Annotated in this window: 2 protein-coding genes; both read left to right on the forward strand. The window is 49.2% G+C overall.

What is annotated here, in order from left to right; translation table 11 throughout:
• The coding region (locus tag HP401_RS17880) for a condensation domain-containing protein (RefSeq protein ID WP_173605958.1) at positions 1 to 2,194 on the forward strand (2,194 nt) is incomplete at its 5' end.
• 4 nt (positions 2,195 to 2,198) lie between these two features.
• The gene (lgrC, locus tag HP401_RS17885) at positions 2,199 to 25,412 is read left to right on the forward strand and encodes a linear gramicidin non-ribosomal peptide synthetase LgrC (RefSeq protein WP_173605959.1); all 23,214 of its coding nucleotides are present in this window, start codon (positions 2,199 to 2,201) and stop codon (positions 25,410 to 25,412) included.
• Positions 25,413 to 25,448: the final 36 nt, after the last annotated feature.

Below are 25,448 nucleotides of genomic sequence, written 5' to 3' on the forward strand. Positions count from 1 at the left end.
CCCGATTGGTGTAACAGGTGAGCTGTATATCGGCGGAGATGGTCTGGCTACTGGATATTTGAATCGCCCTGATTTGACGGAAGAGCGCTTTGTACCTAACCCGTTCTCAACCGATTCGCAGACACGACTCTATCGGACGGGTGACCTGGTTCGTTACCTGCCAGATGGTCTTATCGAATTCATCGGCCGAATCGACAATCAGGTAAAAGTCCGAGGATTCCGCATCGAGCTGAGTGAGGTAGAGTCCGTTTTAGCCAAACACCCTGCTCTTGCCGCATCCGTCGTCATTGTCCGCGAAGATGAACCGGGCAAGAAACAGCTCGTCGCTTATGCGGTTAAGCAAGCCGAGCAAGAGGTTGACACAGCCGAACTGCGCCAACATTTCAAAGCACATGTTCCGGATTATATGGTGCCATCTGCTTTCGTCATGCTGAATGAATTGCCGCTTACGCCAAACGGGAAAGTAGACAGAAAAGCACTTCCAGTCCCTGTCTATGATCGCAGCCACGATGTTGATTCGTTTACAGAGGCTACCAACCTCATCGAACAAAAACTGGTGGAAATATGGTGCGGCGTTCTGCGAATGGATCGCATCGGCATTCACGATAACTTTTTTGAGCTCGGGGGCGACTCGATCCTTAGCATTCAAATCGTCGCACGTGCAAACAAAGCTGGCATTCATCTGACTCCGAAGAATCTTTTTGACCATCAAACGATTGCTGAGTTGGCAAAGGTTGCAGGCCAAAGCACGAAAGTAGAAGCAGAACAAGGAATGGTCACCGGTGAAGCTCCACTATTGCCGATCCAAAAATGGTTCCTCGAGCAAGAGCAACCAACACCACATCACTGGAACCAATCGATGCTCCTGCAAGTAAACGAACAATTGGACGAGGAGAATCTAGAGCAAGCCATTACTCACCTGCTCGCTCACCACGACGCACTCCGCCTGCGTTATACCTACACAGATGGCCAGTGGAAGCAGACGCACGCAGAAGTCGAATCGGAAGTTTTGCTCGTGGTGGAGGATCTTAGCATGGTCTCGCCAGCTCAGCACATGAGAAGAATCGCAAAACTTTCACACCAAGCACAAGCGAGCCTTGATTTAGAAAACGGACCGCTCATAAAGATCGTGTACTTCGATCTCGGTTATGATCGACCAGGCCGTTTGCTGATTGTCATCCACCATTTGGCGGTAGACGGGGTATCGTGGCGAGTTCTGATCGAAGACTTGCAAACCGCATACAGACAGGCTGCGGATGGAACAGAGATTCAATTGCCTGCAAAAACAACCTCCTACAAAGCATGGGCAGAAAAAATGATTGAGTACGCATCTTCTGAACGTATTGTCGCTGAAAAGGAGTACTGGGTAGCGGCAGCAGACGAGATGATGACAACTACAACGCCAATCCATGACAGTGGGTCGAACACAGAAGGGAACTGCCGGACGATTACGATTGCAATGGAGGAGCAAGAGACAGAAACCCTGCTACAAAAAGTACCGTCCCGTTACCGCGCGCAAATCAATGATGTTCTATTGACCGCGTTAGCATTGGCACACGCCAAATGGACGGGAGAACAAGCCCTACTAGTCAACCTAGAAGGTCACGGTCGTGAAGAATTGTTCTCGGAGGTCGATCTCTCCCGAACGGTCGGCTGGTTTACGTCCATGTATCCACTTTTGATTCGATTGGATCAGAACATGTCTCAGGAAGATGCGCTGGTAAGAGTCAAGGAGAAGCTTCAACAAATTCCGAACAAAGGCCTTGGATACGGCATCCTGCGCTATCTGACGAAAGATAATGAGGCGTCCGAAAAGCTAGCAACTATTCCGCAACCACCGATTAGCTTCAACTACCTAGGACAATTCAATCAGGCGGGAGAAGGAGATTCCCTGTTTGGATTTGCGGAAGGAGAAAGAGGCTCCAACATCAGTCCAGACAACAGAAGGGCTCATCTGATTGATGTGGTAGGGGCAGTCACAGGAGGCAAGCTGAACCTAAGCTTCCTCTACAGCGAGTCATTGCATAGCGAAGCGAGCATCGAGACTTTCGCTCGTCATTTCACGGAAATTCTGCGTTCACTGATACAAGCGGAGAAACAAAGCTATAGAGCCGAAGACTTCGAGGATGCAGACTTGAGTCAGATGGCGTTAAACAAGGTACTCTCCAAGCTGAAGAAAAGAAAGGGGAATTAATCCAATGGGGGATTTTACTGATCTATACACCTTATCCCCGCTGCAAGAAGGGATGTTGTTCCATTCGCTGTACTCTGAGGGTTCAGCCTATATGGTACAGAACATTGCCATTCTTACAGGCGAGCTTGATATCGTCAACTTTGAAAAAGCCTGGAACAAAGTGGTTCAAAGACATTCCATTTTGCGTACTGGATTCCTTTGGGAGGAAGTAGAGAAGCCACTTCAGGTGGTCTTCGAAAGTGTTCCTTTTTCCATACACCAGGAAGACTGGTCACATCGCACTGATGAAGAGCAAAAAACCATGCTGACATCGTTTTTGCAAACAGAAAAAGAGGCGGGCTTCGACTTGAGCGAAGCCCCCCTCATGCGAGTGACGGTCATCAAAAAGGCCAAAGATGTGCACCAGTTCATCTGGACCTTTCATCATTTGCTCTTGGATGGATGGAGCAGCCCCATTCTTTTTCAGGAAGTCCTCGATTTCTATGAGGCGTACTGCCAAGGCAAGGACTTGAGACTTCCACAGCCAAAGCCATTCAAAGATTATATCTCCTGGCTTCGCCGTCAGGACAACAAGGAGTCTGAAAAGTTCTGGCGCGAGTTCCTAGCGTCCGTCGAGGGTCCCACACCTCTTCCCTTTGAATCTTATCCCTTGAGAGATTCAGAAGAGGAAAAAGGGATTCATGAATCGACTCGAACCTTGACTGATGAAGTCTCGAAAGCTCTCTTAAAATTAGCTCGAACGTATAAGGTAACGATCAACACCATCGTGCAGGGAGCGTGGGCCATTCTCCTCAGCCGTTTGAGCGGGGAAGAAAGCGTGGTATACGGCGTAACCGGTTCCGGGCGCCCGAGCGACCTGCCGGGTGTAGAGCAGATGGTTGGAATGTTTATCAACACGTTGCCGATGAAAACGAAAGTCGAGCCTGAGCAAACGTTGGATCAGTGGTTCAAAGCGTTACAGGATCAGCAATCGAGAGTCCGCCAATATGAATACTCGCCATTGGTGGATATCCAAGGCTGGACCGATGTACCGCGTGGACTACCACTGTTTGAAAGTATCTTCGTTTTTGAGAACTACCCGCTGGGAGAAGGGGAAGAGAAGGAATTCGGTTTTTCCATCTCCAATGTACAGCACTTCCAAGAGGTGGATAACCCGCTCACGATTGTCGGGGTTCCGGGCGAGCAGTTTAGCATCAAAATGATATACAGGACTGACCGCTTTGAGCAGACGGCAATCGAACGGACACTTGACCAAATGGCATCCATTTTAATGGCCATCGTCGAGAATCCGAAACAACGCCTGTCCTCTATCTCTTTTCTCAGTCAAGAAGAAAGACAACATCTCCTGGTCGGGCTAAACGATACGACGAGCGATTACCCTCGGGAAAAAACCGTTCCACAACTGTTTGCCGAAACAGCGGCCCAATACCCAGATCGTATCGCCGTCGTTGCGGGAGAAGAGCAGTTGACTTATGCCGAGCTGGAGGCAAAAGCTAATCAGCTTGCCCACTACTTGCAAAAGCAAGGAGTAGAAACAGGTACTTTTGTCGGACTTTGCGTAGAGCGCTCGTTAGATATGCTCGTGGGTATGCTCGGGATTCTCAAAGCAGGTGGAGCGTATGTGCCACTTGACCCTGCGTATCCAGAAGAACGTTTGGCTTTCATGCTGGCAGATGCCCAAATATCCATTTTATTGACACAGGAGCATTTGGCTAACAAGTGGCAAGGACAAGAGCTTACCATTCTCAATCTCGACCATGCTGCGGAACAATGGGCGGAAGAAAGCACGTTTGCTCCACAAGTAGATATGACAGCCGACAGCCTCGCCTACGTCATTTACACCTCGGGTTCAACAGGTACACCAAAGGGAGTGCTGGTCGTCCATCGCGGGATTGTTCGCCTGATCAAAAACACGAACTACGTGACCATTACGGAAGAGGACGTATTCCTGCAAGCCTCTACCGTATCGTTTGATGCTGCTACCTTTGAAATTTGGGGCGCGTTATTAAACGGAGCGAAGCTGGTGTTGATGCCGCCACATCAGCCTTCACTCGATGAACTGGGAGAGACGATTCAGAATCACAAGGTGACGACACTTTGGCTGACGGCTGGACTGTTCACGGTCATCGTTGACCACAAGGTGGAGCACTTGCGCGGCGTGCGCCAGCTACTTGTTGGTGGGGATGTTGTCTCTGCATCTCATGTACGCAAGGTACTTTCACTTGGCGGGATTACAGTGATTAACGGCTATGGCCCGACGGAAAACACGACGTTTACTTGCTGCAATCCCGTCACGGAGCTTGCAGAAGGCGTCAACTCCTTCCCGATCGGCCGACCGATCAGCAATACCACGGTGTACGTATTGGACAAACATCAACAACCTGTCCCTCTGGGTGCAGCCGGTGAATTATATATAGGCGGAGATGGTCTCGCTCTTGGCTATTTGAACAATCCGGAGCTAACCGCAGAGCGTTTTGTGGAGAATCCGTTTGATCCACAAGGAAGTTCTCGCCTGTACCGCACTGGTGACTTGGTTCGTTATTTGCCTGATGGCACGCTTGCGTTTATCGGGCGTATTGACAACCAAGTAAAAATCCGTGGCTTCCGCATCGAATTAGGTGAGGTGGAAGCAGCACTCAGCTTGCATCCGTCTGTGAATGAAGTTGTGGTCATGGCCCGTGAGATGAAGCCGGGCGAGAAGCATTTAACAGCGTATTTTACCGTTTCAGAAGATAACACGCTCGAAACTTCTGATTTACGTGCATGGACAAAAACGAAGTTGCCAGAATTCATGAGGCCATCATTTTATATTTTCTTGGATGCGATGCCTTTGACGGCAAATGGTAAAATCGACCGCAAACAATTGCCGGAACCAGAATGGACAAATCCTGCTTCCGACAAAGGCTACATGGAGCCGCGCAATCAGGTAGAAGAGCTGATTGCCAACATTTGGTCGCAGGTGCTCGGAGTCGAAAAAGTAGGGATTCACGATAACTTTTTCGAGCTGGGTGGACATTCACTTTTGGCGACACGAGTCATTTCACGCCTGAGAGAGGCGTTTGGAATAGAGCAAACGGTACGCTCCATTTTTGAACATCCAACCATTGCAGCATGGAGTGAACAAGGAGCAGCCCTTCATTTGGGAGAGAAAGAAGCGATTGGTGGATCAATTCAGCCTGTTTCAAGACAGAACAATCTGCCGTTGTCTTTTGCCCAGCAGCGATTGTGGTTCTTTGATCAATTCATGCCAGATAGTCCGATGTACAACATCCCATCTGCCCTTCGTTTGCAAGGCGAACTCGACGTAGTGGCATGGGAGAAGAGTTTACAGGCGATCATTTTGCGTCACGAAAGCTTGCGTACCACGTTCCACGAAATAGACGGACAATCCATACAAGTGATTCATCCGCAGATCGACTGGAAAATGGACCTTCTGGACTTACGCGACCTACCAGATGAAAAGAAAGAACAAAAGATAGAGCAGTTGGCCGAAGCAGAAGCGGCCCGAGCATTTACTCTCGGACAAGGACCGCTGATACGCGCGACGATGATCCAAGCAGATGATCACGCATATGTCTTCTTGATCAACATGCACCATATCATCTCTGATGGTTGGTCGATGGGCATCTTCTATCGCGAATTGCTTGCCAATTATGAAGCCTTCCGTAAACAAGAAACACTAGAGCTAGCTGAACTACCGATTCAATATGCGGATTTTGCCTCATGGCAGCGTGAATGGCTGGAAGGCGAACTCTTAGAGCAGCAGGTTACTTATTGGAAAGAAAAACTGAGCGGAGCAGAACCGCTTCTAGCACTGCCGACTGACCGTTCGCGCCCTGCTGTGCAATCCTATAAAGGAGCCATTTACACCAGGACCTTTTCCGCGGACTTGCTTTCCAAATTGAAAGTACTTAGCCAGGAGTCCAATTCTACCTTGTTTATGACATTGCTGGCTGCCTTCCAAATCCTTCTATACCGCTATAGTGGTCAAGAAGACATCGTTGTGGGAAGTCCGGTAGCAGGACGCAATCGGCAAGAAACCGAGAATTTGATCGGATTCTTCGTTAACACGTTGGCACTCCGAACCAACGTAACAGGAGATGTAACCTTTACAGAATTACTGGCACGCGTTCGGGAAACAGCGTTGGAGGCCTATGCACATCAAGATTTACCTTTTGAAAAATTAGTCGATGAGCTACAGCTAGAGCGTAGCCTCAGCTACTCGCAGCTTTTCCAGGTCATGTTTGTCTTACAAAACTTCCCGCTGGAGGAGGCAGTAACGTCCGGCATTCAGCTCACACCATTGGATTCTGAGCGACATTTGACGACCTCCAAGTTTGACCTCACATTGACGATGCGAGAGCAGGCAGACGGACTCGTGGCTTCCTTTGAGTACAGCACAGATTTGTTCGACAGATCGACGATCGAGCGAATGACTGGACATTTGCAAAATCTGCTTGAGGCAATCATCTCCCACCCAGAGGAGTCGATTGAAAAACTTGATCTTCTAAGGGAGAGCGAACGAAATCAACAGGTGGTAGAGCTTAACAACACAGCGAGCGAATACCCTCGGGATAAAACCGTTCCCCAACTGTTTACCGAAACAGCGGCCCAATACCCAGATCGTATCGCCGTCGTTGCGGGAGAAGAGCAGTTGACCTTCGCCGAGCTGGAGGTAAAAGCCAATCAGCTTGCCCACTACTTGCAAAAGCAAGGAGTAGAAACAGGTACTTTTGTCGGGCTTTGCGTAGAGCGTTCGTTAGATATGCTCGTAGGTATGCTCGGGATTCTCAAAGCAGGTGGAGCGTATGTACCACTTGACCCTGCGTATCCAGAAGAACGTTTGGCGTTCATGCTGGCTGATGCCCAGATTTCCATTTTATTGACACAGGAGCATTTGGCTGACAAGTGGCAAGGACAAGAGCTTACCATTCTCAATCTCGACCACGCTGGGGAAAAATGGGCAGATGAAAGCACACTTGCTCCCCAAGTAGATATGGCAGCCGACAGCCTCGCTTATGTCATTTACACTTCAGGTTCAACAGGTACACCAAAAGGAGTGCTAGTCGTTCATCGCGGCATTGTTCGCCTGATCAAAAACACGAACTACGTGACCATCACGGAAGAGGATGTGTTCCTGCAAGCCTCTACCGTATCGTTTGATGCTGCTACCTTTGAAATTTGGGGGGCGTTGTTAAACGGGGCGAAGCTGGTGTTGATGCCGCCACATCAGCCTTCACTCGATGAACTGGGAGAGGCGATTCAGAATCACAAAGTGACGACACTTTGGCTGACGGCTGGTCTGTTCACGGTCATGGTTGACCACAAGGTGGAGTACTTGCGCGGCGTGCGCCAGCTACTTGTCGGTGGGGATGTTGTCTCTGCATCCCATGTACGCAAGGTACTTTCACTGGGCGGTATCACGGTGATTAACGGCTATGGCCCGACGGAAAACACGACGTTTACTTGCTGCAATCCCGTCACGGAGCTTCCAGAAGGCGTAAACTCCTTCCCGATCGGCCGACCGATCAGCAATACCACAGTGTACGTATTGGACAAACATCAACAGCCTGTCCCTCTGGGTGCAGCAGGAGAATTATATATAGGCGGAGATGGCCTCTCTCTAGGCTATTTGAACAATCCGGAGCTAACCGCAGAACGTTTTGTGGAGAATCCGTTTGATCCACAAGGAGGTTCTCGCCAGTACCGCACTGGTGACTTGGTTCGTTATCTAGCTGATGGCACGATTGAGTTTATCGGACGTATCGACAACCAAGTAAAAATTCGCGGTTTCCGCATTGAGCTAGGGGAAATCGAGACCGTATTGCAGAGCCACCCGGCTGTAAAAGAGTCCTTACTCATGGTGAGAGAGGAAACTCCTGGGGACAAGCGCTTAGCTGCTTACCTCGTTTTTGCAGAAGAAAAAGAGGTTACTCACATCGAGATGCGATCTTATCTCAAGGATAAGTTGCCTGAGTACATGATCCCATCCGCGTTTGTGAATATGGACAGCTTCCCGCTGACACCAAACGGCAAAGTGGATCGACGGGCACTCCCGATCCCTGACTATTCCCGAAATGAGGCGGATAGCGGTTATGTAGCACCTGCAACGGATCTGGAAGTGAAATTGGCAGAAATCTGGAAAAGTGTGTTGGGTGTTGCGAACATCGGCATCTACGACAACTTTTTCGAATTGGGTGGCGACTCCATTCTCAGTATCCAGATCGTTGCGAGAGCCAATCATTCCGGAATTCGCTTCACACCTAAGCAACTTTTTGAAAATCAAACCATTGCAGAATTGCTACGTGTTGTTACTGATTTTAGCCAAGAAACGGATACAACATGGAAAAATGAACAGGGTACTGTTACTGGAAATGTACCGCTCACTCCCATTCAAAAATGGTTCTTTGACTCCAATCAACCGTCGCTGCATCACTGGAATCAGTCGGTACTTCTGACTGTTCAGCAACCAGTAGACCTTGTTGTCCTGGAGCAAACAATTGAGAGCCTGCTGGCCCATCATGATGCGTTGCGTATGCGCTTTTCACACCATGACGGCATGTGGACACAAATGATGGAAGGTCTAGAAGAGAATGTTCCATTCCGTAGCGTGGATCTTTCTCATCTCCCTAAACTGGAACAGGAGTCTAGGCTGGAGGAAATTTCACAAGAAGTACAAGCGAGCCTAAATATCACGGAAGGTCCCATCGTACAGGCTGTGTACTTCAACATGGGCGAAGAGCAAGCTGGCCGACTGTTGCTCGTTATTCACCATTTAGTTGTTGACGGTGTATCGTGGCGTATTTTGCTGGAGGATCTGCAGCATACCTATGATCAAATAGCGAGTGGTCATGACGTACAAATGCCAGCAAAGACGACTTCGTTCAAGATGTGGGCTGAACAATTAGTCGCGTATGCCAATTCAGAAGCCATCCAGCAAGAAAACGAGTACTGGCTCAAACAAGATCAAAATGCGAGTCCGATACCGATTGATCACCTTTATGAACCGAGCCAGAACACGGAAGCGACAACCAAACAAGTAACGTTCTCTTTAGATGTAGAAGAAACCCGTGCTCTGTTGCAGGAAACACTTTCTCCTTACCGCCTGAAAATAAACGATGTCTTACTCGCTGCCTTAACAAAAGCAATGCACCGCTGGACAGCGAAACAGACGTTATCTTTCCATCTCGAGGGGCATGGACGCGAAGATATTTTGGAAGGAGCAGATTTATCCCGCACCGTTGGCTGGTTTACGAGTATGTATCCGGTACATCTTACACTTGACCAGACAAAAACGTGGAGTGAACTGCTGAAAGCCGTGAAAGAACAGCTTCGAGCCATTCCGCAAAATGGAGTTGGCTATGGTATCCTGCACTACTTACGTCAGGATGACGAACTGAAAGAGCAGTTGAAGTCTCGAATGAAGCCAGAGATCAGCTTCAACTACCTCGGCCAGTTTGATCAAGTCGTTTCGTCAAATGCTAAATTTGGCATGGCTGCTGAATCGAGAGGCTCGAATCTTGCACCTGATTCCATTCGTGGGCATTTAATCGATGTAAACAGCGTCATTTCCGGAGAACAACTGCATGTCACTTGGTTTTACAACGAAAACATCCACGAGAAAACTACGGTGGAAGCAGTTGCTCGTGATTATATGGACGCCTTGCGTGAGATTATGGCACATTGCCGCTCCGAAGAAGCAGGGGGCTACACTCCTTCTGACTTCCCGTTATCCCGTCTGGATCAGCGTACAATCGACACGTATGTGGGTAAAGATCGTTCCATCGAGAACATCTATCCACTGACGCCGTTGCAGGAAGGCATGCTTTTCCATTCCCTGTACGAACAAGAGGGCGGAGACTATGTGGTTCAGTTCTCCATGACGATCCATCATTTGAACGTCGATGTACTCCAACAAGCATGGCAAAAAGTCATCGATCGTCATTCTATTCTGCGTACCTCCTTTATCTGGGATGGGGTAGTCAATCCGCATCAAATCGTCCGCAAGCATGTACGGGTGACAGTTGATGAAAGAGATCTGCGACATTTACCGACGGATAAACAGAAAGTAGCGCTAGACGAATTTTTGGAAGAGGATCGCAAACGGAACTTCTCCATTACAGAACCACCTCTCATGCGTTTGACTTTGTTTAGGATAAGCAACGAAGCGTATCGCTTTATCTGGAGCTTCCACCACGTATTGCTGGACGGCTGGAGCTTGCCGCTCGTCTTAAAAGACTGGTTTGCCGCTTATCTAGCGCTGGCAGATGGAAAAGACATTCAGCTTGGGGCTGTACAGCCATTTTCCCAGTATGTAGCGTGGATTCAGCGCCAAGACCTGCAAGCTGCGGAACATTTCTGGCGCAACCATTTGAAGGGGATATACGGGCCGACACAAATCAATCTCGGACAAGCTCACCAATCCATGGGTGAACCAAAAACCTACGACGAGCGCATTATCCGATTCTCGGCCGAGTTTACCGAACAGCTGCAATCATTTGCCCGTCAGCATCAGGTAACGCTGAATACCTTTATACAAAGTGCGTGGGGCATGATCCTTGGAGCTTACAGTGGGGAAGCAGATGTCGTATTCGGGGCAACTGGTTCAGGACGTCCAGCCGATTTGCATGGCGTAGAAAATATGGTGGGTCTGTTCATCAATACGCTCCCAGTTCGAATCACAATCGATCCAAGCAAAACCGTTCGGGTATGGCTGCGCGAATTGCAAGAAATGCAATTGGAGATTCGCCAATATGAGTACACGCCGCTGGTTGACATCCAGAGCTGGAGCGAATTCGAGCGCAACACCTCTCTGTTCGAAAGTATTTTTATCTTTGAGAACTACCCGATCGATGAGTCTGTGAAAGAAGCGGACAGCAGTATTCAGATTTCTGATGTAGACTCTGCGGAGCAAACAAACTATCCGCTTACCGTAGTATGTGGGCCTGGCAAAGAATTTGTCCTCAAAATCGTTTTTGATCAAAACCGATTCGATCATGTACGGATCGAACGTGTGCTAGAGCAAATGACGCTGATGCTCCAATCGATGATAGCAAATCCTGATCAACCTCTGGCTAATGTGTGCATGATCAGCGAAAGCGAACAAGAGCAGGTTTTGGTCGAGTGGAACGATACGAAGGTCGATTATCCAACCGGGCTTTGCATTCATCAAGCATTTGAACAACAGGTACAAAAGACACCAGATGCGATCGGACTCATGTACAAAGAGATGGAAATGACGTATGCCGAGCTGAATCAGCGAGCGAACCAATTGGCGCATCATCTCCTTGCCCAAGGTGTGAAACCAGATACACTCGTCGGGATTTGCATCGAGCGCTCTCCTGAGATGATCGTCGGGATTCTCGGTGTGATGAAAGCAGGTGCCGCTTATGTTCCAATCGATCCGGCACATCCGCTAGAGCGTATTGCCTACATGATCGAGGATTCGCAGGCTAACATCGTGTTGACCCAGCAATCTCTGGCAAACCAATTGCTTACAACGAAGGCCCAGGTAATTTGCCTGGATAGTAATGCGTTGGAAAATGAACCTGTTCACGATGTGAAGTGCGGAGTTACCGAACAAAATCTTGCCTATGTCATTTACACATCTGGTTCCACTGGGTTGCCGAAAGGCGTTATGGTCGAACATCAAAGTGCGATGAATATGGCTCATTACCTCATCGAGTTGTTCCAAGTCCAGCCGTCTAGCCGCGTCTTGCAGTTATGCTCGTTCAGCTTCGACGTATCTGTCGCTGAGATCATTATGGCTTTGATTTCGGGTGCGACCCTAGTCATTGAGGATCGGGAAATGCTCATGCCAGGTCCTGAACTCATCACGGTCTTGCAAGAAAAACAAATCACGACTGTGATGACAGTGCCCGCTGTACTTGCGGCATTACCAGACGCCGACCTACCTGATCTGAAGACGCTCGTGATCGGTGGCGAAGCACCAAGCTATGAGCTCATTACTCGCTATGCAAATCATCGTCAATTTTTCAATTGCTACGGTCCAACGGAGGCAACTGTTTGCACCACGCTGATGCTTATGGATACGAATCTGGAGAACACACCAATTGGCCGTCCTATCGCCAATGCAAACATCTACGTATTAGATGCCAATCTGAAGCCGGTCCCTATTGGCGTACCAGGTGAGCTATATATTGGTGGAAAAGGCTTGGCACGCGGTTACTGGAATCGTCCAGAGCTTACAGAGGAACGCTTTATTACTCATCCGTTTGGAGTGGAAGGCGAACGTCTTTATCGCACAGGAGATCAGGTGCGCTATCTGCAAGACGGTAACCTTGAATTCCTTGGTCGTATCGATAATCAGGTGAAAATTCGCGGCTTCCGCATCGAATTAGGCGAAATCGAAAACGCATTGAGAAAGCACGATGCGATTCGGGAAGCTGTCATTACCGTACGAGACAATCGTTTGGCCGCTTATCTGATTGCAATGGGTGAAGAGAAGCCAGCTATAGAGGAGCTCGCTCTTTATCTGAAAGAAACATTGCCAGATTACATGATTCCAGCAGGCATGGTCTGGATGGAGGCGATTCCGCTTACGGTCAACGGAAAGGTAGACCACCGGGCACTGCCCACGCCGGATTGGGGGATTTTGACCACACAACAGGAGTATGTCGCACCTCGTACACCAACAGAAGAAATAGTAGCGAACATTTGGACACAGGTACTTTCTGTTGAGCAAGTCGGAATTCACGACGATTTCTTTGCACGAGGGGGACATTCCCTCTTAGCTACCCAAGCGATTTCCCGTATGCGTCAAGCTTTTGGCGTAAACATGCCGCTTCGTACGCTGTTTGATTATCCGACAACGGCAGCGATTAGCGAAAAAATAACGGCATTGTTACAAGGGGAAGCCGGTCTCACTGACATCCCGCTCGTGCCCGTGTCGCGTGACGAACACTTGCCACTTTCATTTGCACAACAACGTTTGTGGTTCTTGGACAAGCTGTTGCCAGACAGTTCCGTCTACAATATCCCAACAGCTGTTCGTCTGATGGGTGAGCTAGACGTCGAGGCGTGGGAACGCAGTCTGAAGCAGATCATCCAACGTCATGAGAGCTTGCGTACAACTTTCTCCGAGAGCAATGGGGAAGCCGTTCAAGTCATTCACCCGAAGATTGAGTGGAACATGGAACGAATCGACTTACGGGACTGGAACGAAGAGGAGCGAGAAGGGGAAGTATTGCGTCTCGCCATAGAAGATGCTGAACATTGGTTTCATCTCAATCAAGGGCCGTTATTACGCGCAAAACTGATTTGCATGGATGAACAAGCGTATGTATTTTTGCTCAATTTACACCACATCATTGCGGATGGCTGGTCCATGAGTGTATTCATGGGTGAGTTAGTCTCCATCTACGAAGCGTTATCTGCTGGAGAAACGCCACAGCTTGCCGAAATGCCGCTGCAATATGCAGACTATGCCACATGGCAACGCAATTGGTTGCAAGGTGAGGTATTAGAGCAACAATTGGACTACTGGAAAAAACAATTAGGCGATGCAGAACCGCTTCTGAGATTGCCGACAGATCGTCCACGCCCTGCTGTTCAGAGCCATAAAGGGGCGATGCATACGATTAAGCTCTCAGAAAAACTGCTTGCCGATATAAAAGCCCTCAGCCGTGAAGAAGGATCAACCTTATTCATGACCTTGCTAGCTGCCTTTCAGACCCTGCTCTATCGCTACAGTGGTCAAAAAGACATCCTCGTCGGAAGTCCGGTCGCAGGACGAAATAGACAGGAACTGGAGTCACTTATTGGTTTCTTCATTAACACCTTGGTAATGCGTACAGACATGTCTGGGGAACCAACCTTCCGAGACTTGCTAGCAAAAGTACGAGAGACCGCACTGGAGGCTTATGCGCATCAAGACCTGCCATTTGAAAAACTGGTAGATGAACTGGAGCTGGAACGAAGCCTAAGCTACTCACCGTTGTTCCAAGTGATGTTTGTCCTACAAAACATCCCGATGGAAGTGCAAGAATTGTCCCAGATTCGCATCGAGCCTTTCCACAGAGGTCAGGAGGGCGTAAGCGCCAAGTTTGACATCACCTTGACCACCGTAGAGGCACCAGATGGACTAATCGCAACATTCGAGTACAATACCGATCTTTTTGATCCAGCAACAATCGAGCGCATGGGGAACCATTTCGCGAGCCTGCTAGAGGCGTTTTCGGCAAATCCGATGCAACCAGTCACAGCCATCCCTCTCCTGAGCGATAGGGAAAGGGAGCAGCTTCTCCATCAATGGAATGATACAAATGTACCTTTTGAACGTGAAACATGCGTGCATGAAATTGTTGCACGGATTGCACAAGAGTTGCCAAATCAATTAGCCGTTGTTTCCGAAGACGGGCAGATCACCTATGCAGAACTGGATGCCAAAGCGAATCAGGTAGCGAACTACCTGCAAAAACAGGGAGTATCCTCCGAAACACTTGTCGGTATCTGCGTAGAACGTTCCATCGATATGCTCATCGGTCAACTGGGAATCCTCAAAGCTGGCGGTGCATATGTCCCAATGGACACAGCGTATCCACAAGAGCGTCTTGCTTTCATGATGAAAGATGCCAATATGCCAGTTGTAATAACCCAAGAACGACTGTTAGGGAGATTGCCAGAAGGAACTGCATCATTCATCTGCTTGGATCGTGATTGGCATATCATTTCGGAAGAGAGCAGCGAGGCACCGATCGTGGCAATGACAACAGAGAATCTGGCGTATGTCATCTATACGTCTGGCTCTACTGGAACGCCAAAAGGGGTAGAGATCGAACATGCCGCCTTGTTAAATCTGATTTGCTGGCACCAGCGGTCGTACAGCGTAGATTCAAATGATCGAGCTTCACAAATCGCAGGGACAGCCTTTGATGCATCTGTTTGGGAAATCTGGCCATACCTGACAAAGGGAGCAACACTTTATCTCCCATCAGAAGATATTCGTCTGGTGCCAGAGGAACTAAGAGATTGGCTTGTTGCATCGGGTATTACGATTAGCTTTTTGCCAACGCCTTTGGCGGAAAGGCTGCTTACCTTGGAATGGCCTATCGACACGAAGCTGCGGTATATGCTCACAGGGGGCGACAAGCTACACGATTACCCACTAGCAACCATGCCGTTTACTCTTGTAAACCAATACGGTCCAACCGAAAACGCGGTTGTTGCCACAGCAGGCGTCGTTCCACCAGAAGCTGCTCATGTTTTCGCACCATCAATCGGACGTCCAATAGACAATGTGCAGGTATACGTCCTGGATGAAAAGCGAAATCCTGTGCCGATTGGTGTAGCTGGAGAGCTCTATATCGCGGGAGACAGCTTAGCACGGGGCTATCTGAAGCGCCCTGATCTAACCAAAGAGCGGTTCGTAGCCAATCCATACTCACAAAAACCGGGAGCACGCATGTACCGAACGGGAGACCTGGTTCGTTACCTGCCAGATGGAAGCATAGATTTCATTGGTCGCGCAGATGATCAGGTGAGCATCCGAGGATTCCGGGTCGAATTGGGCGAAATTGAAACCGCTCTGTACACGCATCCGGCGGTAAAAGAAACCATCGTCCTCGTACGTGAGGATATGCCGGGCGTAAAACGACTCGCTGCCTACGTCGTACTGGGAGAGAAACAAGAGATTCAAGCAAGTGAATTCCGTAGCTATCTAAAGGAAAAGCTTCCTGAGTACATGGTACCAGCTGCATTTGTCGTCATGGATAACCTGCCGCTGACGCCAAACGGGAAGGTAGACCGACAAGCATTGCCTGTACCTGATTTCTTACACAATGAAACAGAAGGCAGTTTTGCTGCTCCGACAACTGCTATTGAGGCTACGCTTGCAGATATATGGAAAAAAATCCTAGGTATTGACAATGTTGGTATCTATGACAACTTTTTCGAGCTTGGTGGAGACTCCATTTTGAGTATCCAAATTGTTTCTCGAGCCAATCAGGCTGGAATTCGTTTGACACCGAAACAGCTCTTGAGAAATCAAACCATCGCGGAACTGGCAAGTGTCGTGACAACGACTGACGGCATACAAACAGGAAAAGTCCAAGCAGAACAAGGAATCTTGACGGGAGAGGTGCCGCTCACGCCAATTCAATCGTGGTTCTTCACGACTGAACAACCGTCGATCCATCATTGGAACCAATCCTTGCTTCTTACCGTGCAACAACCCGTTGACCTGACCGTTCTAGAGCGTGTCATCGAGAGCCTGCTCACGCATCATGACGCATTACGTATGCGTTATACCCAGTCGGAGCAAGGTTGGATCCAACATATAGAGGGAATTCCTGAGACCATTCCATTCCGTAGCGTGGACCTGTCCGCTGTTCTAGAAGAAGAACAAGCCAATCGTCTGGAGCAAATCGCAAACGAGGTGCAATCAAGCCTACATGTAAGTGAGGGACCCGTTTTCCAAGCCGTATACTTCCATCTAGGAGCGGACCTACCTGGCCGTCTGCTGATTGTTGCCCACCATCTCGTGATTGACGGTGTGTCCTGGCGCATTTTGCTAGAGGATCTGCAAGCTGCTTACGAGCAACTGGTAAACGATGAGCCGGTACAATTCCCAGCGAAAACGACTTCATTCAAGTCGTGGGCAGAGCAATTGCAATCCTATGCGAATTCCGAAGTGATCGAGCCGGAAAAAGCTTTCTGGCTGGGCCAAAGTGATGAAGTGAGTCCACTTCCCATTGACCGTGCTTTCGAGCTAAGCCAAAACACAGATGCAACCTCCAAGCAAGTCAGCCTTGCACTTACTATTGAAGAAACTCGCGCGTTGCTGCAGGATACGCTTTCGCCTTACCGTCTACAAATCAATGATGTATTGCTTACCGCTTTAACCAGAGCAATGAATCGTTGGACAGGTGAAAAGAGAGTAGCCGTTCATCTGGAAGGGCACGGACGTGAGGAAATTATTGAAGGAGCAGACTTATCCCGTACCGTCGGCTGGTTTACGAGCATGTACCCGGTACAGCTTTCAATTGATCCGTCGAAGCCGTGGGGTGACGCTTTGAAAGCGGTCAAGGAACAGCTTCGTCGCATTCCGATGAAAGGTGTCGGCTACGGCATCCTTCAATACCTCAGTCAGGATGAGGAGTTGAAAAAACGTCTAAGTGAAAAGCCGAAGCCAGAAATCAGCTTCAACTACCTCGGACAGTTTGATCAGATGGTTCAAGCCGAATCGAGATTTGGCATGGCGCAAGAATCAAGAGGCTCCAATCTGGGGAAAGACACAATACGCCAGCACCTGATTGATGTAAACAGTGTCATAACCGGAGAACAACTCCATGTTACGTGGATTTATAGCGAAAACATTCACGAGGAAAGCACGATTCAAGAGCTTGCTTGCAACTATCTGGAAGCTTTGCGCGAAATCATTGCACACTGCCAGTCTGAAGAAGCAGGCGGCTATACGCCATCTGACTTCCCACTAGCGCGAATGGATCAACGGGCCATCGACAAGCATCTGGGACAGGATCGCCTGATCGAGAACGTCTATCCACTCAGTCCATTGCAAGGTGGCATGCTGTTCCACTCCCTGTACGAGCAGGAGGGGGGAGACTATATTGTTCACTTCGCGATGACGATGGAGGGCTTGCACGTTGAAGCGTTTGAACAGGCGTGGCAAAAAGTAGTGGATCGCCATCCAATTCTACGTACCTACTTTGTTTGGGAAGGTTTAGAGGCTCATCAAATTGTACGCAAACAAGTAAAAGCAGCTGTAGAAAAAATCGATCTTCGTCATTTGACAACGGAGCAGCAAAAAACGGAACTGGCTAACTATCTAGAAGCTGACCGTAGACGAAATTTCGAGATTGCGTCACCACCACTCATGCGTTGGACGCTGTTCCACTTGCGTGAGGGAATCTATCGCTTCACTTGGAGCTTCCACCATGTATTGCTTGATGGTTGGAGCGTCCCGATTGTACTAAAAGACTGGTTTAGTGCTTATGTGTCCATAGCAGAAGATAAAGAGGTTTCGTACAGCTTCGTCCAACCGTTCTCTGCGTACATCGATTGGGTACAACGCCAAGACTTGCGTGCTGCCGAACATTTTTGGCGCGAACAGCTTAAAGGCTTCCACGAGTCGACACCATTAGCGATGAGTAACCAATCAGGCGGCAGGGATCATATGCCGAAAGTGTACGAAGAGAAAGAAATTCGCTTATCGGCGGAAATGACTTCACGATTGCAAGCCTTTGTCCGTACACATCAGTTGACCTTGAATACGCTTGTCCAAGGAGCATGGGCTCTCATCCTGAGCCGATACAGCGCAACGGATGATGTCGTCTTCGGTGCAACCGTTTCCGGTCGTCCAGCTGATCTGCCTACGGTAGAGGGCATGGTAGGTCTCTTCATCAACACCCTGCCGATTCGTGTTTGGATCGATGCGAATAAATCGGTGCGGGAATGGCTTCGTGAGATTCAAGAACATCAAGTGGAGCTTCGCCAGTTTGAGTACACACCGTTGGTTGACATCCAAGGCTGGAGTGAAATGGCGCGTAATACTGCCCTGTTCGAGAGCATCTTCATTTTCGAGAACTACCCGATTGGTGAATCGGTAAAAGCAGAACATAATCAGCTGCAATTATCTGACGTAGAGACGATGGAACAAACGAATTATCCAATCACCGTTGTCTGCGGTCCGGGTAAAGAGTTCATCCTCAAGATCAAATACGACCAGAGCCGATTCGCATCTGAAAATATGGAACGTGTTCTGCACCAGATGTCTTACTTGCTCGAATCCATGATGGCAAAACCTGAACAGTGCCTCGCAGAGGTGTCGATGATCAGTGATAGCGAGCTTCAACAGGTAGTAGTCGAATGGAATGACACGCGCGTGGATTATCCGACGCAGCTTTGCATCCATCAGGCATTTGAGAGACAAGTAGAAAAGACACCTGATGCGATTGCACTCGTCTACAAGAAGAGGGAGCTGACTTATGCTGAGCTGAACAACCGTGCAAACCAGTTGGCACACAGGCTGATTGCATCGGGTGTACAACCGGATAAGCTAGTTGGTATTTGCGTCGAACGTTCTTTCGAGATGATCATCGCATTCCTCGGTGTGATGAAAGCTGGTGCTGCTTATGTACCTATTGATCCGGCGCATCCGCAAGATCGCATTGCCTACATGATCGAAGATTCGCAAGCGAACATTTTGTTGACGCAGGTATCGCTGAAAGACATGCTACCAGTTTCTTCCAAACAGGTCATTTGCCTCGATAGCGATGAACTGGCAAATGAGCCTACCACAAACGTGGATAGCAACGTCAATGAGCATCATCTCGCCTACGTCATCTATACGTCTGGATCAACCGGATTACCGAAAGGGGTAATGGTCGAGCACCATTCCGTTGTCAATTTGACACATGCTCTGATCCATTCGTTCCAAATCAATCCGACGAGCCGGGTTTTGCAATTCACATCCTTTAGCTTCGATGTTTCAGTCTCCGAGATCGCTATGACCCTGCTGGCTGGTGCCACACTCGTCATGGAGGATCGTGAATTACTTTTACCTGGTCCGGAATTGATCCAAGTCCTACAGGAACAGCGCATCACGACCGTGACAATGGCTTCCTCTGTCGTATCGGCATTGCCACAAGCGGATTTGCCAGACCTGAAGACGCTGATTGTCGGTGGGGAAGCGTTAAGTCGTGAGCTTGTTGCCCGTCATGCCGCGGATCGCCAGTTCTTTAACTGCTACGGACCAACGGAAACAACCGTCACTGCTACTCTGACACGTTGTGAGAATAACGGCCAAAATCCAACAATCGGCCGACCTATCGCCAATGTGGAAGTGTACGTACTGGATGCATATCTGCAACCTGTGGCAATAGGTGTACCAGGAGAGCTATACATCGGCGGAAAAGGAATAGCCAGAGGGTACTGGAATCGTCCTGAGCTTACGGAAGAACGTTTTATCAATCATCCGTTTGGCAAGGAAGGGGAACGCCTCTACCGGACTGGCGACCTTGTACGCTATACGGAAGACGGGCAGCTCGAATTCCTCGGACGAATCGACGACCAAGTCAAAATTCGCGGTTATCGAATCGAGCTGGGCGAAATCGAGAATAGGCTCAGACAGCATCCAGCCGTTCAGAATGTCGTCGTTATTGCGCGTGAGGATCGAGAAGGAGACAAGCGTTTGGCGGCTTACCTCGTTGGAGCAAACGAACAACAACCGGGTGATGCAAAGCTTATCCACTACCTGAAAGAGACCCTACCAGAATACATGGTTCCTACAGGTTACGTTTGGATGGCAGAGATTCCACTCACGGTCAACGGGAAAGTAAATCGCCGCGCTCTTCCCGTACCAGATTGGGGACAGGGGGAGACAGAGAAGGAATATGTGGCACCGCGTACACCAACCGAGGAAATCGTTGCCCATATTTGGTCGCAGGTTCTTTCCGTTGAGGGAATGGGAATCCACGATGACTTCTTTCAACTGGGTGGACATTCGCTCTTGGCCACCCAAACCGTTTCTCGCTTAAAAGAAGCATTTGGTGTGGAAGTACCGCTCCGCGCCTTGTTCGAAAACCCTAGCGTGGCACAAATGAGCGAAAAGTTAACGGGTCTACTGGAAGCCAAATCGAATGTTGCCAGCATTCCACTCGCACCCGTTTCTCGCGACCAGCATCTACCGCTCTCCTTTGCACAGCAACGCTTGTGGTTCTTGGATCGCTTAATGCCGGACAGCGCCTTGTACAACATCCCGTCTGCCATGCGTATGCAAGGACACCTCAACATTCATGCATGGGAACGCAGTCTGCAGATGATTATCGAGCGACACGAGAGCTTGCGAACAACCTTCACTGACATCAACGGGGAAGCGATACAAGTCATTCATCCAGAAGTCGCGTGGAGCCTGGGCAAGATTGATTTGCGTGATCTACCAGAAGAAGAGCGTGACACCCAGGTACATCGCCTGGAGAGAGAAGAGGCAGCCAAGCCATTTGACCTACGTACAGGACCGTTACTGCGGGCCACGATCATCCAGATTGGCGAAGAGAATTTTGTCTTCCTGCTAAATATGCACCATATCGTATCTGACGGCTGGTCGATGAACATTTTCATACGAGAGCTGGTTACGATCTATGAAGCGCTTTGCAAGGAAGAGACGCCACAACTCACGGACATGCCACTACAGTATGCAGATTTTGCAGCTTGGCAGCGTGAATGGCTACAAGGTGAGGCGTTAGAGCAACAGCTCGCATACTGGAAGGCAAAACTGAGTGGTAGTGAGCCGCTATTGGCCCTACCGACAGATCGTCCGCGTCCACCGGTTCAAACCTATAATGGAGCCTTATACACAACGAACTTCCCAACGGAGCTTGTAGGAAAATTACACGCGCTCAGCAGACAAGAAGGCGCCACGCTCTTTATGACCTTGCTCGCTGCCTTCCAAATCCTGCTTCATCGTTACAGCGGTCAAGACGACATTATCGTCGGAAGTCCGGTTGCTGGACGCAATAGACAAGAAACGGAGTCATTAATTGGCTTCTTCATCAACACGCTTGCGATGAGAACCGATATGTCTGGCGCTCCAACCTTCCGTGAACTACTTGCAAGAGTGCGCGAATCTGCACTGGAAGCCTATACCCATCAAGACCTGCCCTTTGAAAAGTTAATAGATGAGCTGGAGTTGGAACGTAGCCTAAGCTATTCGCCACTCTATCAAGTCATGTTCGCTCTGCAAAACTTCAACATGCAGACGCATGAACTGGAGGGCATTCAGATTGCACCGTTTGAAAGCCAAAACCAAGAAGTGATGTCCAAATACGACATCAGCTTGACTATGGCAGAAACGCCAAACGGCATGATTGCTACGTTTGATTACAATACAGATTTGTTCGACCAAACAACAATGGAGCGAATGGTGAATCATTTCCATCATGTACTAGAGGGAATCGTCGCCCAACCTGATCGATCGATCATGGCGCTACCATTGCTACGTCCGGATGAACGTGAACAGCTGATACTTGGGTGGAACAACACAGCTGCAACTTACACGTATGAAAAGACTGTGCATGAGCTAGTCGCCGAAATGACAAGGAAAATGCCGAATCAACTGGCAGTCGTTTCCAAGGAAGGCTCGCTCACCTACGCAGAGCTGAATTCGAAAGCGAATCAACTGGCGAACTACTTACAACAACAGGGGATTACGTCAGAGACTCTCGTTGGTATTTGTGTCGAACGTTCCGTCGAGATGCTGATCGGCCAATTAGGGATTCTCAAAGCAGGCGGTGCGTTTGTTCCGATGGATCCATCTTATCCAAAGGAACGCCTTGCCTTCATGATGGATGACACGAACATGCCGATCGTCTTGACCCAAGAACGCTTGCTGGAAGCATTGCCAACAGGTGATGCAACGTTTATTTGTCTCGATATCGATTGGGATTTGATTGCCAGTGAGAGCATGGAATCACCCGAAATCACGACGACAACGAACAATCTCGCTTATGTCATTTACACCTCTGGTTCTACCGGAACACCAAAAGGAGTCGAAATCGAGCAACGCGCTCTATTGAATCTCATCAATTGGCACCAGAACGCTTACAACGTCACGCCAGAAGATAGAGCATCACAAATCGCCGGAACAGCATTCGATGCCGCTGTCTGGGAAATCTGGCCTTATCTGACGGCTGGAGCCACACTGTATTTGCCACAAGAAGAGATTCGTCTGGTACCGGAAAAACTGCGCGATTGGCTCGTCGACTCAAGAATCACAATCAGCTTCCTGCCAACGCCATTAGCAGAGAGCTTGCTATCTATTGAATGGCCGTCCGATGCAGATTTGCGCTACATGCTAACAGGCGGTGACAAACTGCATCACTATCCATCGGCACAACTGCCATTTACATTGGTAAATCAGTATGGGCCAACGGAAAATGCCGTCGTAGCTACAGCAGGCATCGTTCCTGTACAAGCTGGTCAGATCGCAGCCCCAACAATCGGACGCCCAATCGACAATGTGCAAGTATACGTTCTTGATGCAAAGCTGCAACCTGTGCCGATCGGTGTTGCAGGCGAACTGTACATTGCAGGGAGCAGCTTGGCTCGCGGGTATCTAAAACGTCCTGATCTGACCCAAGAACGCTTTGTCGAAAATCCGTTCGCGCACATACGAGGGGCAAAAATGTACCGCACAGGAGATCTTGTCCGCTACCTGCCGGACGGCAACATCGAGTTTATCGGTCGTGCCGACGATCAGGTGAGTATCCGTGGTTTCCGTGTCGAGTTGGGCGAGATTGAAACCGCCCTGTACACGCACCCTTCTGTCAAAGAAACGATCGTCCTTGCCCGTGAAGACATGCCGGGTGTGAAACGACTGGCCGCGTATGTCGTGCTAGAAGAAGGGGTAGAGGACCAAACGGGTAACTACGACAGCTACCTGAAAGAAATATTGCCGGAGTACATGGTGCCGTCCGCATTCGTAATCATGGATGCTCTGCCACTCACTCCAAATGGCAAAGTAGACCGTCGTGCATTACCTATACCGGAGTACAGAGTAAGTAATGGAGAATTCGTTGCTCCGGAGACGTTTGTCGAGCGAGTATTGGCAGAAATATGGAGAAAGGTTCTAGGAGTAGAGCAAGTCGGAATTCACGATAACTTCTTCGAACTCGGTGGTGATTCGATTCTGAGCATTCAGATCGTGGCCCGCGCAGCCCAATCTGGAATTCGCTTGTCACCGAAGCTCTTGTTCGAAAATCAGTCGATTGCCGAGTTGACACAAGCGCTCGGGGAGTCGGTTAACATTTTCGCCGAACAAGGCATTGTCACTGGGGAAGTGCCACTCCTGCCGATTCAACGCTGGTTCTTCGAGCAAAAATTGGCAAATCGCAACCACTGGAACCAATCTGTACTTCTAACTGTTAAACCGATTGATCCAGAAATTTTGAGACAAGCTTTCTATCAATTGCTCGGACATCATGATGCCCTCCGCCTCCGTTTCTACCATCAGGATGGAAAATGGAAGCAAATCAACGAGGAATGGACAGATATCATTCCATTTACCGTAGAGGAATTGGGGCATTTGCCGCATGAAGAGCAAGTCAAGCGAATCGGGGAAATCTCTGAGGAAGCTCAGGCAAGCCTGCATCTCTCGGAAGGTCCGTTGCTCCGTGCCGTCTACTTCGATTTGGGCAGTGAACAGGAAGGCCGCTTGCTTATCGTCATTCACCACTTGGCAGTCGATGGTGTGTCTTGGCGCATCATCACGGAAGACTTGAATAAGGCCAGCACCCAACTGCTACAAGGCAAACAGGTGCAACTACCGCCAAAAACCAGCTCCTACAAGTATTGGGCTGAAAAATTGACGGAGTACGCACAATCAGACAGTCTGAGAGAGGAAGCCGATTATTGGTTAAGTAGCCTCGATACAGAAGTAAACGCTCTGCCAAAAGATTATGAGAACGGAAAGAACCGAGAGCTTACTGCCAAGATGGTTTCTGTTGCTCTTACGCAGGAAGAAACCAAAGTGCTCTTACAGGAATTGCCTTCGATCTACCAAACGCAGATCAATGACGTCTTGCTCACTGCATTGGCAGAAGCCATCTTCGTCTGGACCGGAAATCAAACCTCCCTCGTCCATTTGGAAGGGCACGGACGTGAAGAGCTCTTCGATGACGTCGATCTTTCCCGTACCTTGGGGTGGTTCACGAGCATGTATACCATCCTCTTGGATACAAGGGAAACTACCTCGCTCAAAGAAGCGCTACAAACGACCAAAGAACAGCTGCGTAGTATTCCGAACAAGGGGATCGGCTATGGCGTTCTCCGTTACCTGAACGAGGAAATGACGGAAACGTTCAAGTCTTTGCCAAAAGCGGAGATTAGCTTCAACTATCTCGGTCAGCTTGATCAGTCAGTTGATGACACAGAATCCATGTTTGGCTTTGCAAACGAAGCGAGAGGTGACAACTTCAACCGCAACTCAGAGCGTCAGCATCTGCTGGATTTCGGTAGCTCTGTTGTCGGGGGACAATTGATTGTAACGATCGCCTTCAGTGAAGAGATTTATCGCAAAGAAACAGTCAAAGATTTGGCGGAATACTATGTAAATGCGCTACGACAATTGATCGAGCTAGGTCAGACGGAAACGACCGCAACATCAACAACAAGTGATCTGTCCGAATTCGGTTGGGATGATGAAGAGATTGCCGACCTACTTGATCTCATCCAAGACAAGTAATGAATCAAAACTGCATAGAGGCGTCAACCACGGCGC

It is taken from the genome of Brevibacillus sp. HB2.2 (assembly GCF_013284275.1).
Lineage (GTDB): Bacteria > Bacillota > Bacilli > Brevibacillales > Brevibacillaceae > Brevibacillus > Brevibacillus brevis_D.